General features: G+C 43.7%; 8 protein-coding genes. 1 reads left to right on the forward strand and 7 read right to left on the reverse strand.

The window, feature by feature from the left end:
* Positions 1-10: 10 nt before the first annotated feature.
* The 6 genes from ACRHOZ_RS17570 to ACRHOZ_RS17595 form a co-directional block, all read right to left on the reverse strand.
* Complete coding sequence (locus ACRHOZ_RS17570; protein WP_431128389.1) at positions 11-3,034, reverse strand: amidohydrolase family protein; 3,024 nt, start codon at positions 3,032-3,034, stop codon at positions 11-13.
* Positions 3,035-3,060: 26 nt separating this feature from the next.
* A complete protein-coding gene (locus tag ACRHOZ_RS17575; protein WP_431128392.1) occupies positions 3,061-4,542 on the reverse strand; it encodes an aminotransferase class V-fold PLP-dependent enzyme in 1,482 nt (493 codons plus the stop codon).
* 160 nt (positions 4,543-4,702) lie between these two features.
* Positions 4,703-5,341, reverse strand: coding sequence for a heavy-metal-associated domain-containing protein (locus ACRHOZ_RS17580; RefSeq protein ID WP_431128395.1), 639 nt, complete (start codon positions 5,339-5,341; stop codon positions 4,703-4,705).
* 31 nt (positions 5,342-5,372) lie between these two features.
* The gene (locus tag ACRHOZ_RS17585; protein ID WP_431128398.1) at positions 5,373-6,776 is read right to left on the reverse strand and encodes a SusD/RagB family nutrient-binding outer membrane lipoprotein; all 1,404 of its coding nucleotides are present in this window, start codon (positions 6,774-6,776) and stop codon (positions 5,373-5,375) included.
* Between the two features lie 25 nt (positions 6,777-6,801).
* Entirely contained in the window at positions 6,802-10,311 is a 3,510-nt protein-coding gene (locus ACRHOZ_RS17590; protein WP_431128401.1) for a SusC/RagA family TonB-linked outer membrane protein, read from the reverse strand.
* Between the two features lie 158 nt (positions 10,312-10,469).
* Positions 10,470-11,642, reverse strand: coding sequence for a FecR family protein (locus ACRHOZ_RS17595; RefSeq protein WP_431128403.1), 1,173 nt, complete (start codon positions 11,640-11,642; stop codon positions 10,470-10,472).
* Between the two features lie 118 nt (positions 11,643-11,760).
* On the opposite strand from ACRHOZ_RS17595, the gene ACRHOZ_RS17600 reads away from it, so the two are divergent.
* Positions 11,761-12,306 carry an RNA polymerase sigma factor gene (locus ACRHOZ_RS17600; protein ID WP_431128406.1) on the forward strand — a complete coding sequence of 182 codons (546 nt, stop codon included), beginning with the start codon at positions 11,761-11,763 and terminating at the stop codon, positions 12,304-12,306.
* A gap of 41 nt (positions 12,307-12,347) precedes the next feature.
* Here ACRHOZ_RS17600 and ACRHOZ_RS17605 read toward each other — a convergent pair whose 3' ends face one another.
* On the reverse strand, positions 12,348-14,885 hold the full coding sequence (locus tag ACRHOZ_RS17605; protein ID WP_431128409.1) for a fused MFS/spermidine synthase: 2,538 nt from the start codon (positions 14,883-14,885) through the stop codon (positions 12,348-12,350).
* Positions 14,886-14,968 lie beyond the last annotated feature (83 nt).

Raw genomic sequence — 14,968 nt, forward strand, 5'->3', positions numbered from 1 at the left:
ATAATTATATTTATTCGGCTTGTGCTTGTTCGATATATTCACAATGAAACTCAGGCTTGGTTTTGGAAATTTTCAAAGACTTAGTTCCTGCTGAACCTTTAAAACGCATGAGTTGGATGATACGGGTACGTTCTTTTTGGTTCTGCTTTCTTAACCGTTTGTCCGTTTCGATGTCAAAGTAAACGGCTCCCTCGATAATGGTTTTTTCAGGTTTCGAATAGATTGACATGGGGGAGGCGGACCAAAGTACGACATCAGCCGATTTTCCCGTTTTAATACTACCCATGGTATCGTCCAAGTGTAATAGCTTCGCTGGGTTAAGGGTAATCATTTTCAAGGCATCTTCGGCACTTGACCCTCCATATTTGATGGCTTTGGCGGCCTCATGGTTTAGGTGCCGTATCGTTTCGCGGCTATCGGAGTTTATGGCGGTAACAACCCCCTCTTTGTCCATGATGGTGGCATTATAGGGAATGGCGTTCCGGGTTTCCCATTTGAAGTTCCATTTATCGGAAAAAGTACTTCCACCGACGCCATGAAGCTTCATCTTATCCGCTATGCGATAACCCTCTAAGGCATGGGTAAAGGTGTTCACGGTAAATCCATAGCGTTCGGCAACGTCCATTAACATCAACATCTCCTTTTGTTGATAGGAATGGCATGAAATATGTCTGTTGCCCTCCACGACCTCTAGCATGGCCTCCTTTAAGATATCTTTTCTCGGTTTTGCGGTATTCTGTTTTTGTTTTCTATCAAGTTGATCATAAATGGCCCAATCCTTTTTGTAATCCAAGGCCTCGGAAAACGCATTTGAATAAAACTGCTCCAGTCCCATAAGACTTCTGGGAAAGCGAACGGATGGTGCACTTTTGGATCGTTTGGGGTTTTCCCCCAAAGCAAATTTTATGAAAGGCGCGGCATTCTGGATTTTTAGATTTTCAGGGCTCTCTCCCCATTTAAGCTTGATCAATGCCGACTGACCTCCTATGGGGTCGGAAGAACCGTGCAAGAGGTGTGCGGCCACTACACCCCCTGCCAATGCCCTGTAGATACTTGCATCCTCGGAATCCAAAACGTCCTGCATTCTGACCATACCCGAATTAGCCGCAATTTCATTGACCGAACTAATGGCGATATGTGAATGCTCATCGATAATGCCAGGGGTCAAGTGTTTGCCCGTACCATCGATTATTGTGGCGTTTTTTACGGTAAGGTCGTTCCCGATTTTGGCAATCTTACCGTTTTCCAGAAGAACATCTGAATTTTTGAGAATGCCTTCTTTTTCATTGGTCCAGACCGTTGTATTCTTGATTAGGATGGTCTCGGGCTTTATTTTTTCCTCAGATCCAAAAGCCATAAAGGGATAAATGACTTTTCCCTTCTGGACGGCTATTTTTGAAACTTCTTTTTTCGTACCGTTGTTTGTATCATCACTTTTTTTGATGGCTTTCCATGAAATATTTCTATGAAGATCTACGGTTCCGTTGCCCTTCAAAACGGTTTGGTTTCCAGATGTAGAAACCCACCCGCCCAAATTGTATTTTTTTTTATCAATCTCAAATGCAAGTCCCAGCATCTCGCCATCAATTGAAAAGGTTATATTTTGAACAGTACCTTTAGGGGCCTCCAATTGTGCCATATAACCCTTGTTTTTTGGTTGGATTTTAAGAGTGGCCGACAAACCCCTTGCTTCCAATTGGTACTCGCCCAGAACAGTTTTATTGGGCGGTTGAACCACAGCATGACCCTCACCTTTGATATAGTTCTCAAGCAACATGGTGCCATCATCGAACAAATTCCCATCCAAGAGGATAAAATTGGCGAGTTTACCCTTTTCCAACGTACCGATTCTATTGGATACTTTTAAGAGGTTGGCAGGTATTGTGGTCAAGGCGGCCAGTGCTTTTTCTTGGCTAAGGCCATGGAGGACCGATTTTCTTAAATTCCGTAAAAAATCGGTAGCTTGGTTGATAGGGTGGGATGTGATGGCAAATTGAACATTGTTTTCCGCCAAAAGTAGGGGATTGAAAGGGGCCAGTTCCCAATGCTTCAGGTCCGTCAAGGATATTTTTGGCAATAGATAGGGATCAGAGACATCAAATGGCTTTGGAAAGTTCAAGGGGATGACCAAGGGAGCGTTCATACTCTTTATCTCTTCGATGCGCTGGTATTCGTCGCCCCCACCCATAATAATAAAATCTAGCTTAAATTCCTTGGCTACCTTGTTTGCCCTAAGTGCGGTTAACCAACCTTCCGTATCGATTATTTGGGGTAGGTTACGATTGTCGATGATGGCCTGTAAGGATAGATCTGTAAAAGGTTTCCATTCTTGGGAGGCATACCATTGGGCATCGTAAAATGTTTGTCGTAACAGGGCGATAGCACCCATGGGAGACACAGGATAATCTTGGGTAGAGCTCCCTTTGTTAAAAGAGTAATGGGCGGCTACCTTAGGTTGTAAGAGCATATTGTTCTCATGACCCTCCCCTAGAACAACAAGTGCCGCTGTGCCCCGGGCAATACCATCGGGTCTGAAGGTCGCCACGGTTCCGAACCCTTGCGACCTTAATTTTTTGGCCATTTTCTTGTCCACCTCAAAATTGTGGGCACCGTTATATTCTGATTTTATGGCCTCATTGGCATTGTACCCCCCTTTGGTATCCGATTGGATTTGTTCCCTTTTAACATATGGATTGCCCCTTCTCGGAATGACAACTTCCGGTTGTCCGTAATTGCTGAACATATCTATAAAGGAGGGATAAATGAAGTGTCCTTCCGCTCGTATTTCAGCGTAACCATCAGGTACTCTGATTTGGGTTCCGACAGCCTCGATTTCCCCGCCCTTTATTATTAACGTGGCATCCTCCAACGTGGTTGCCGGATCAATTACGATTGTGGCATGGGTAAATGCAAAAGCTTTCGGCCGTTCATCGGAAATATCGTTTTTGGGAAAAGTCTGTTGGCCATGGACGGCCAAAAAGGTTAAAAGAAATAAACAGTTTATCGTGAAGTTTAATTTTTTCAAAGTAATCATGTGGCTAATGTGATTTCAGGTTAGTCTTATATATCGAACCAATGGGCCAAATCTTCTTTTATTTGTTTTTCGGATTTGTGGAGAAAGGCATTGGTGTGTTTATTATATTCATATTCGCTGCCCATTTCCGTTCCCTTTTCCGATACTTCTTTTATGGCTGACAGGATATAGTCCAATTCTTCATTGGTCATCGTGGGGTGAAGCGAGAGGCGTACCCATCCCGGTTTTTCGGTAAGGTCGCCTTGGTCTATTCGGCTCGTAATTTTCTGGGATCGTTCTTTGGAAACTTCCAACAGAAGATGCCCGTAGGTACCAGCACATGAGCAGCCGCCCCTTACCTGAATGCCAAAATGGTCGTTCAACAGTTTTACCACCAAATTGTAGTGAAGATGTTCCATGTAAAAGGAGAAAACTCCGAGCCGATAGCGCACATCTTTTGCCAATACGTGCAGCCCTTTGATTTTGGGCAATTCTTCATAACATTTGCGTACCAATTCGTTTTCACGCTGTTGAATTTTTTCAACACCCATCTTCTCCTTTAGCTGTATCACCAAGGCCGTTCTCATGGTCTGTAAAAAACCGGGGGTGCCACCATCCTCGCGAGCTTCTACACTTTCAAAGAAGCTGTGGCCGCCCCAGGGGTCCGTCCAGGTGACCGTACCGCCACCGGGATTATCAGGAATGCGGTTTTGGTATAGCGCCTTATTGAACACCAATACTCCCGAACTTCCGGGACCTCCCAGGAATTTATGGGGTGAAAAGAAGACGGCATCCAATCTTTGTGTCTTTTTTTTGGGATGCATATCAATATGGACATAGGGTGCGGAAGCTGCAAAATCCACAAAACAAAAACCCCCGTGGGCATGCATGACCTCTGCCAGTTCATGGTAGGGTGCACTCACTCCGGTAACGTTCGAACAGGCCGTAAAAGAGCCTATTTTTAGCTTTTTATCCTTATGCTTTTCCAACTCTTCTTTCAGGGCTTTTGCATCTACAAACAAATCCTTGGTAGGTTGCATTACAACCACATCTGCAATAGTTTCCAACCAAGTAGTTTGGTTGGAATGATGCTCCATGTGGGTAAGAAAAACAACTGGACGTTCGTTTTTCGGGATGGTAAAGGATTTTTTTAGTTTTTCAGGAACCTTAAGTCCCAGAATACGCTGAAATTTACATAACACCCCTGTCATGCCCGTATCGCTAGTGATAATGACATCCTCTTGCGAAGCGTTTACGTGTTTCTTGATCTGGCGTTTGGCCGTCTCATAGAGGCCCGTCATCAACTTACCCGTATAGCTGGTCTCTGAATGGGTATTCCCGACCATGGGGCCGATTCTTTCACGCATAATTTCCTCAATCGGAGCATACAATCTGCCGCTGGCGATCCAGTCGGCATATACCAAAGGTTTTGTGCCGAAGGGTGTCTTTATCTCTGTATCAATGCCGATGATATCCTTTCTGAAATCCCAAAAATAAGATTCCAAGGTTTCTTTTTCCTGTGCTATCATTTCTCTTTGAAAAAATAAAAGGCCGCCCTTGCTTAATTGAACTCCAAGATTGACTAGGTAACTAACTCAAACAATCAAAATCTGTAGCAAAACTTCCTGCTTCTATGCTTTAATCGCCAATTTGGATGTTCAACTAAGAGGACGGCCCTGTACCAAGGATTTATTGCATTCTATCGTATTGGCAGCAACCCGGCAAATCATCATAAGTAGACGCCTCTGCCCTGTGGAACTCGGTATCATGGCCTATCGCCGCAATGGCCTCGGAAACCTTGTCCTTGGAAACGGCCTTGTCAGAAACAGCGATATTTACCATTTTGGTTTCTTTGTTCCATTCTGCATTGGTAACCCCAGGGACCGCTCTAGCCGCTTTCTCGATTCTTTTTTTGCACATGCCACAATTGCCCAATACCTGAAAATCAAAGGAAGCTACCGCAGTTTCGGTGGAAACCGAACTACTATCCGATTTGCGGTCGTACTGGCAACAACCTGGCAGCGCGTCATAGGCACCGTCGCTCGCCCTGCCGAACTTGGTATCGTGTCCCACTTCATTGATGGCCTTGGAAACCTCTTCCAACGAGGTTTTATTGGAATCATAGGCCACCTGTAAAATTTTCGTATCCTTGTTCCATGTTGCACTTGCCACCCCTTCCAAGGAATTGGCCGCCTTCTCGATACGTTTTTTACAACCATTACAATTGCCCAACACCTCAAACTCACTTGATTTTTCCTGTGCGTTTGACAAGAACACGGCACAAAGGACCATAACTAAAGACACAAAACTTTTCACTTGCTTTTTCATTTAATTTTAATTTTAAGAAAATTGATATTTATTATTGATTAATGGGATTTGGAACAAAAAGACCCGGGTCCTCTGGCACGCTGGTATTGGCCAATACTTCATCCTCGGGATATAAAAACCGCTCCACTCTGCCAGGGGCCGTTGAGGTATTATTGGGAAATGGCACTGCCACCTCGTTCTCTGTTCGCAGCCTTCTGGCGTCATCAAATGGCATAAATGTTGTGAAGCCCGTAACATAACGTTCCTCAATGATCTCTCTCAATAATGCTGTATCTGAATCCATGCTGTCAGCATTCTCCATACCCCCGGGGGCGAAGTCCGCAGCGGTATATGCATCATACAAAATGGGTTCCCCCGCAACACTGGAATTGAAAAAATTTCCAGTTCCCAATGCTGATCTCCAGGCATTTAAATGCCCCAAGCCAATATTGAAGCCTTGGGCACGGGCACCTGCCTCGGCCAGGATCAACAGATTTTCTCCATAGGTGACCAAGGGTTGTGGCTCCAACTCATTGGCAATACCTAAATTACCATCGGGATTCGTCTCATCTATCCGATAATATGACAGTCTGGCCGCTTCATCGGTCTTTGCATTGTTCCTCGAAATACCGCTGTTCGTATCCAAGAGTTGAATCAAGTAACTGTTGCCCGTTCCAACGCTAGGTGCATTGTTCAGTATGATCCAAAACTTATTTTTCGTGCTCGTGACATCCTCTAGATCAAGGGGGACAAAAATCATACTGTTTTCTTGCAGGGATATTCCGTTCTGTGCCGCTGCATAGGCTTGGTCATACTGCCGGGTAAGCATATAGAACCTTGCCTTTAGGGTCCAAGCGGACTGCAGCCATTTCATAGCGTTGCCATTGAACAGAAAATCCTCTAAGACCACATCTTGCGGGGTGACGTTGGATAGGTTGCTGATGGCATCATCCAATAGGGACTGCAAGGAATCGAATACTTCGGCCTGACCATCAAATTCGGGATTGTCGATGTCCAATAAGGCATTGGAATAAACAATATCCCCGTACATAGAGGCATAGTTTCCGATAATCTGTGCTTCCAAGACCCCAGTAATACCTTGATATAGTTTATTGTCGGGGGTACGGGACCTTATTTCCCGTAACGGAGTAACGACCTCTTGATAGCCGTCCCAATCAAAGTCTGTAAAGGTTACATTGTAATTGTATCGCTCCAACTCTGTTTGGTCAAAACCAATCAACTGACCGGACCAATAGCCCGCCATTCGGCTGGTCGAACCTAATAAGATGTTTATCGAGTTTAGCTCGGCCCCATTTAGAAAAAGACCTGGGTCAAGTTCGTCCAAAGTGAAGTTGTTCGGGTTCTCGTTGATATCGTCTACCAATTTTTCGCATCCAACAAATAAAAAACCGATAATTAGTATCAAGAGGATATGTTTGTTATATACTTTTTTCATTTTGTACTGTTTTAGTGTTGGTGGATTAAAATGTGGCAGTTATGTTAAAAAGAACCGAACGTGTCGACGGATTCGTAAAATAGTCCATGCCAGACGCATTGCTGATGCCATAATAACTGGTTTCCGGGTCTGAACCGATAATGTCGGTCCATAGGACAAGGTCCCTTCCCGTCAAGGATACCCGCAAACTCTTCAAAGGAAAGTTTTTGTACCTAGTTCTATCAAATGTGTATCCCAAGGTAACGTTCCGGAGTTTGGTCCATGTGGCATCCTCGATGTACAGGTCATTGAGTTTGTTGAACCCAAGGCCCCCACCACGTGTTCTATAGAAGTATTCATCGAGCAATACGTTGCCCGCTCCGAAATCGGCTACATTGCCTCTCACCGTAGTTCCGGCACTGAACACATCGCCATTCACATTTACCAAATCCTCGGTTAGGGTGATTTCGTTGCCCACATCGGCATGGGTGCCAAACCCATACATAACGATTCTTCCACGGTTGATGAAATCTCCGCCCTGTGAGTGTTCAAAGAGAAAGCTAAAGTCAAAACCCTTGAAGTTCAGTTGCATTCCGGCACCGCCCCTCCAATCGGGATTGGGATCTCCTATGACCCTTCTTTCGGTATCCACCTCAGGAAACCCGTTCTCATCCAGTGCACGGGTTCCATCTTCGTTCAAGACCGAAGCAGGGAGCCAGAACGAACTCATTGGAAATCCTTTGACAGCCTTTGAAGTGCCCCCGATATCTACCGTCTCCGCCCCAAAGATATCTACTACCAAATTCTCGTTGTTATTAAAATTGGCATTGAATGATAGTGAAAAATCCTCTTTTTCGATGAGTTTGCCCAAGAGATCAATTTCCCAGCCTTTGTTTTCTATGATACCTGCATTTCTGTAGCTGTTGTTGAAACCCGAACTGGGATTGGTTTTGACCTCGAACAGAATGTCATCTATTTCATTTTCATAATAGGTCACCCCGAGGTTCAGCTTGTTTCTGAAAAAACGTAGGTCTGCACCAATCTCGTATTCCGTTTTTATTTCCGGTCTTAGATTGCGGTTACCGCTAACATCCGAAACCTCGAAAACACCACCAAAATCTTGGAAATTGGTGGTTGCTAGCGTCTCGAAACGATAAGGCCCAGGTTGTATCCCGACCTTTCCCCAGGATGCCCTCAACTTTCCAAAAAACTGTTCATCACTTTCAAAAAGGTCGCTGAATTGCCATGCCATATCCACTGAAGGATAAAAGAAGGCCCCTTCAATTGTGGAAGATGCTTCTAAGGAGGCGGATGCATTGACGAACAACTGTTCGAACAATCCAAAATTGATGAGCGCATAACCTCTATTGGTACGGATTTGACGTAAATTCCTGCTCCAGCTTGTGGAAGCATCGTCCGGATTCAAATCTGATATAGGTTGTCTGGAATCCACTACAAATGGGGTCAATCTTATGGATGATGTCGCTCTTTTTCTGTTATTGAAGTTAAAACCCAACGTTGTGTTCATATTTATGTCCGGAGTGAGATTATGCTTGGTTTTCATAAGAAGGTCAAAATTGTACTCCTTACTTACGGCCACCGTTGAACGCATGTCACCAAATCGCGACCCACCTGCTGTATTGATTGGCAAAAATTGCAACCTCTCATCGGAATAATAGTCCAATCCGCCACGAAGGGTAAAGTCAAGCCAGTTTGAAGCCCGGATATTTATTTCGGGAGTCATTAAAAAACGGTCTACCCTGGTTTCGTTTCGTTGCTCGTATATTGTCCATAATGGATTGTTGTACCCTGCATTGTTGGAGGCCCCAATCTGATTTCGATAAGATCGCTGTCTGTTCTGAAAAACATCGCCATTTCCATCGACATAGGTCCCAATGTGACCACGGATATCAAAGTCCGCGGGATTTCTCAAGAGCCCAATGTATAGACCCGTGATACTTCCACCTCCTCGTATCCTGTTGGATTTTGTGTAGGTATAGGCCACATTATTCCTGATATCCAACCAATCAGTGAGGTTTACTTTGGTGTTCAATCTAATGTTCTGACGGTTATAATCGGCATTTTTAACAATCCCGTCCTGTTCCAGGATGCCATAACTAAAAAAATAGGAGGCTTTTTCCCCACCTCCGGCAACAGAAAAATCGTGCTGTAGAAACGAACCGTTTCTAAATACGGCATCAAAATTCTCATCGATGAAGGTTTGCCTTGAATTTTTGGTGGCAATGGGATAATAAAGTTCACCTGAAGGAGTAACAAAATACTCTCCACTGGTGTCAAGGTCATCTTCTCCTCCCGCTCGATCCGCAATGCGGTCTCCCCATGATTCAGTCCTGTTCAAGGCCCGAACACCGTCCCGGCCTTGTCCAAACTTGTCCTGCAAGGGGACCCTTACCGATATGTCATCAATTGAATAGGTGGAACTGTATGTAAAGGTTGGCCGTCTATTAAAAGATCCTCCCTTGGTCGTAATCAAAATAACGCCATTGGCCGCCCGTGAACCCCATAAAGCGGCAGCCGAAGCTCCTTTTAGAATCTGGACATTTTCAATATCATTCTGGTTGATGTCGTTCAATCTTGATTGCTGGGTGACACTCGTACTGCCTCCTATACCGTCATCATCAAAAGAATCATTGCTAATAGGGACACCGTCAACAATAATTAAGGGGTTGCTATCACCTTCAATAGAGTTTATTCCCCTGATCTGTATATTGGCCCCTGCCCCGGGATCCCCGTTTTGTCTGGCAATACGAAGACCGGAAACTTTTCCCGAAAGGGCATTGATGACCCCTGTTTCACCGGATTTTACTATTCGCTCAGGTTCTACGGAAGAACTCGTTGCACCTGTTTCATCCTTGAGCTGTCTCGTCCCGATGGCCGTGAGGATTACCTCATTTAATTGATTGGCACTCGGTGCCATCTCAAGGTTGATGACATCATCTTGACCAACGGGCACCTCAACTGTCTGAAAGCCTATGTATGAGAACATCAAAATATCCCCGGTTGAGGCAGCTATCTTATATTTGCCATCAAAATTCGTGGATGCGCCCTTTGTAGTGCCCTTGATTATAATATTTACCCCAGCCAAGGGAACCCCCTGCTTGTCAGTGACCGTTCCCGATAATTGTTTTATTTGTTGTTCAATTGACTTTTTTTGCGGCCGGACGTCTATGTTCTTCTTAATTTTTAAGATGATATATTTTTTTCTGACCACATAATCGACATCGGTTCCCGAAAACACTTGTTTTAAAATTTCGGAAATGGTTTGTTTGTCTACATTGATCGATATTTTTCTGTTGACATCGACTTTTCTGTGGTTATAAGTGAACTTGAACTCCGATAAGGATTCGATTTTATCAAGTACCTTTTCAAGTGATACGTTTTCCTGCTTTAGCGTTATTTTTGTGTTTTGGGAGTAGGTGTTCGCATGAATTTTAAACAGTGATATGACCAATAGAAAAGTTGTAATCTTCATTTTCAAGTCAAATTTATGCGCTCTTTTTAGTGCAAAAAGCGCACCTGGCACTAATTTTTTCATAATTTTGATTAGTTTATTTGTGGTTCAATAATTTTATTTGAATCATCTTACAATCGGGAAATGTTGGCGCATTTTCCGATTTTTTTTGACGACGATTCACATGCTAAATAAGAATGCTTTATTTCATTGGCCTTTGTATTTTAGGTTTACCATTAATTTTAATTAACTAATAGAGGTTTACTGATGATTATCCTATTGTTTTCAATCTGATATTCAAAAGGTGTGTCCTCCTGAAAGACTTTTAAAATTTGTTCTATGCCTTCTTCCCGATAAAAAGAGGCTGTGTACACTTGGGTGTCCAAAAAGCCATAATTGTTTTCTATGGAAACATTGAAATGGCGTTCTAGCTTCTTTTTGATACTTGAGAACGGGGTACCCCGGAAAAGCAGAATGCCGTCCTTCCAGGCCGTGTAGATATCGGTATTGACCTCACTCACGCTCATGAAATGCTTTTCCTTGTTATAGGCAGCCATTTGATTCGGGGCAAGTAGCAAGGGTGGTCTGGTATTACCAGATCGCGATACTTTTACGGCACCCTCCACCAAAACCGTATTGATGGCCATATCCTCTGGGTAGATTGATACATTAAATTCAGTACCCAATACCTCAATGTCTATTTGGTCCGCATTTACGATAAATGGCTTTTTCTTGTCCTTGGTAACAGAAAAATAGGCCTCTCCCGTTAAAAACACCTCTCTAGGGCCCTGCTCCATGAAGGTGACCGGATATCGAAGTGTGCTTCCCGCATTCAAGTATACCCTGGTTTTGTCGGAGAGAACCAATTCGAACATTTTTCCATAAGGTACCGTCAACTCATTGTAATCAAGTTTTTTTGGTTCCGGGGAATCTTCATAAAGAATCATGTTTCCCCTTTGTGTTCCAATAACTTTTCCACCTTGGGTAAGGATCTTGTCCTTTGATTGAGCTGAAATGACCCTTACCTCCCCATTGCTCAATTTTAATTTGATGTTATCATCGGTACTAGTTGAAATCGTCCGAAGGGAAGGGCCTGTTTCAGAAACGGAGTTCTTGTACAAAAACATCAGGCCAAAAATAACCACGAACAAGGCCGCATACCGGAAGAAGAGCGTTGTTCGCCTTCTGTAAGATTCTTTAGTGCTTTTTCGTTTGACTACTTCAATTAGAACATCTTTCCCTTTTTTCGCATTGCCCAACTCAAAAGAGCCCTTAATCAGAGCGCTCACCCGAATATATTCGGCAAACTCCCCTTCGTTTTCCTCGACCCAGTCGCTAAGTATTCGAAGTTCGTCGGTGCTGGCCGTGTCGTTCAAATATTTAAAAATCAATGATTCGATTTTTTTATTGATCATTTTACAGATTTTAATGCTTAAAAGATAGAATCCAATAGTAAGACGGGGAAATAGTTTTGTACCCTTGTTTTTTTTAATAAATATTTAGGATATTGTAAAAACTCTGTTATTTGAGTATATGAATTTAAAGTATGGAGACGAGTATGACTTGATTATTGGCCTTAATAAGGGGGATCGGCGTGCCTTTGAAATTTTGGTCGATAAATATTACACTGTTCTATATCTATATGCGCTCAATCTTACCAAGGAAAAATCTGTTGCCGAAGATCTATTGCAAGATGTGTTTCTCAACATATGGGCTAGAAAAGGCTTGCTTAACATAAGTACTTCTTTAAAAAGCTTTTTATACAAATCCATTTATCACGAATTTGTCAATCACCATAGGAAAAAGAAGAAGGAAATGAACTATTTGGACACCCTTTCCACAACTACCTTAAATGCCTTTTTTCAAGAAGATACCATGCAATTGGAATCAGCTATTGAAAAAATGAAAAAAGAAATAGAAACCCTTCCGAAAAAGTGCAAGGAGGTTTTTATATTGAGCAAAAAAGAGGGCCTGACAAATGAGGAGATTTCACAATATTTGAAGATTTCAATTAAGACGGTGGAAGGTCATATATCCAATGCCTTTAAAACGCTAAGGGAGCATTTGAAAAAAACCTGAACTGGTTTTTTGGCACTGGTTGGGTCCGTCAAGTTTCTTCGTCACTGTAATTCACCGGTTTTTATATCCTTCTTTAAAAAGCCAGGTGCCAATGTTTGTATCTTGTCATATGTTTTTTTTGCCATCACATCTTTCCGCTGGTCTATATATTGAAGATAGCGAAAGTATAGAGCCCCTACTTCGACAAATTTAATTTCGTCAATTGGTAGGCCCGAAAGATATGGGTCATTACGGGAAAAGTTATCTGAAATCTCCACAAACAGGTTTGCCAACTCCTTGCCCACGATATAGTTTGCACGCCCAGCATTGGCTTGTTGTGATAATATGGGGGCTTTAAATTCGATGGCCCTTCTGTCATCGGTGTTCAGTTCAACATGGGATAAACGGTTTCCAATGTTGTTCAGGTTGCCCAAATAAAATAGGCCGGCCATGTGACTTTTGTCCTGATTGTCCTGTCCCCCGGTGACATGTACAATATTGCGGCGTAGGGTATCCTCGTCCAGCTGTGCACCAGCTTCTTGGCCAATTAGCACAATACTTGCTCGGGTGGCCGAAAAATCGGCCCTCCAAAGTGTAACATGGGGAAAAACTGCCGCAAATGTGGCGGCTATGGTATAGAAGTTTTCAGGGGTAAGCTGGTATAGGGGCAACCATTGGGCAAAGACCCCACCGGCCCCCAACCGCTTTTTTGCCTGCTCAAAATGCTCAAGGGAGTAAAGACTTCCCGTGCCAGCATGCCAAGGGGTAAAAAGGTCGCCCACAATGACATCGAACTGTTCCTTGGTGCCCAAAAGAAAATTTCTGCCGTCGTCGGCCACTATGCTCGCCCGACTATCTTGGAAGAGCCCATTGGCCCAAGGTGAAAAATAGCCTTGTGCAGCGGGAATGACATTGGATACCAATTCCACGGCCACGACCTTTTCCACATCATGGTAAAGTGCCGCCCCAGCGGTAATTCCCGTGCCCATACCCAAGAAAGCCACTTTTTTCGGCGCGGGATGTATCATGAGTGGTACATGGGCCTGCATTTGTTCGACCAAAACCGATTCCGAATCCCCAAGCACATAAAAGTTATCCAAGCGCATCTGAATATTTTTGGATTTACGTACGATGGAAACCACTCCATCACTGGATTGCCATGAATCCAATAGTTTTTCATCGGTTTCCAATCGCAACAACGGAGGATTTTTCAAAAGAAGTATCCCCGACACAGCTAAAATCGGCAATAGCAACCGAACATTTTTCTTTTCGCCATAAAAAGAAAAAAACACCCAAACAGCAAGGATGCCATAGAAAATGGCAATAACCTTTACACTGTTCCACAGTCCAAGGATATCGAGCAATACAAAGCCCGCAATTGCTGGGCCGGCAAAGCTACCCAGCGAATTGAAAAACACCAGCACGCCTACAATACGCCCGGCCGGCCTATTGGTAACCGGAGCTGCTTTCAGCAAGAAAGGGAATACTGCGCCCAAAACAACCGTAGGTGGCAAAACAACTAAAAGAGCCAATTTAAAAACGGCCCATACATAAGTGTGCCAAGAGGCGCCCATTGCTACATACTCAAGTCCGTTTGTGGCAAGGTTGAATATAGTTGGGGAAATTCCGATGAATACCGCTGCTATGCTCAATAGAAGTACTATAACGCGGTTGGACCCCATTCTTGACCTTACCAGTAGATGTGATAAAAAGCCCCCCATCCCCAACGCCAGAAGGAACACCACAAGGATTAGAGCGAAGGAATACACTGAATTCTGCAAAACTTGGGCAAACATCTGGGTCCATAATGTTTCTACCGATAATGCTAGTGCCCCTGATGAAAAGGCCACTATGATAAACTGGAGGTTGCCCAGTTTGGACGGACCTCCAAAAGATTTTCCCTGAGTTATGGAGGTCCTTGATGTTTTTCGAACAACGGTGGTAGGTGTTGATAGGCTATCCAGAACAACGGCAAGAAGGCCTATGGAGAACATCAAGGCCACGGCCAAGTAGTATGTAAAGCTTACCCCATACTCCAAAATGAGGTAAAATCCGGTCAGCAATGCACCCAGGGCGGCCCCAACTGTATTTACTGCATATAAAGCGGTCCCTCGTTTTGAAAGTTGAGTACGATTTTTTCCAATGTACTGGGACAGGACTGGGAAAGTACCTCCCATAAGAAAAGAGGGAAGTATAAGCAGTAAGGCCGAGAAAATAAATTTCATTGGCAAAAGAATCCCCTTTGAATTCCCTAAAAAAGAAATGCTCTCCGCATAGTACATTTCATAGAATTCCAGACCCGGAACAAACAACAAAGCCGTCAACGCAACGCCCAGCTCCATAAGTCCATACATCTTAAGGGGCCTCCTAAATTTGGCAGAGGCACGGCCTAAAAACCATCCTCCAAGTGCCAGCCCAAGAAAAAAAGCGGACAAGGTTGCGGCGGTAGCATATGCCGCATTCCCGAAAACAAGACCCAGCCTGTACATCCAAATCACCTGGAATATTAGGCCGGCAGTACCGGAAAGAAAGAACAATATACAAAGCAAAATAAAATGGTCAGCATACAAAGGTGCTTTAGTACGAATTTCTTTACTCATAAAAATATGCGCTAGGTCCCGCTTGGAACGTAATAAAAATAAATTAAAAAGAGGCCTTTTTTTAAGGCCCCTTTATTGATGTT

Origin of the sequence: Flagellimonas flava (genome assembly GCF_050617915.1) — a bacterium.
GTDB classification, from domain to species: Bacteria; Bacteroidota; Bacteroidia; order Flavobacteriales; family Flavobacteriaceae; genus Flagellimonas; species Flagellimonas flava_A.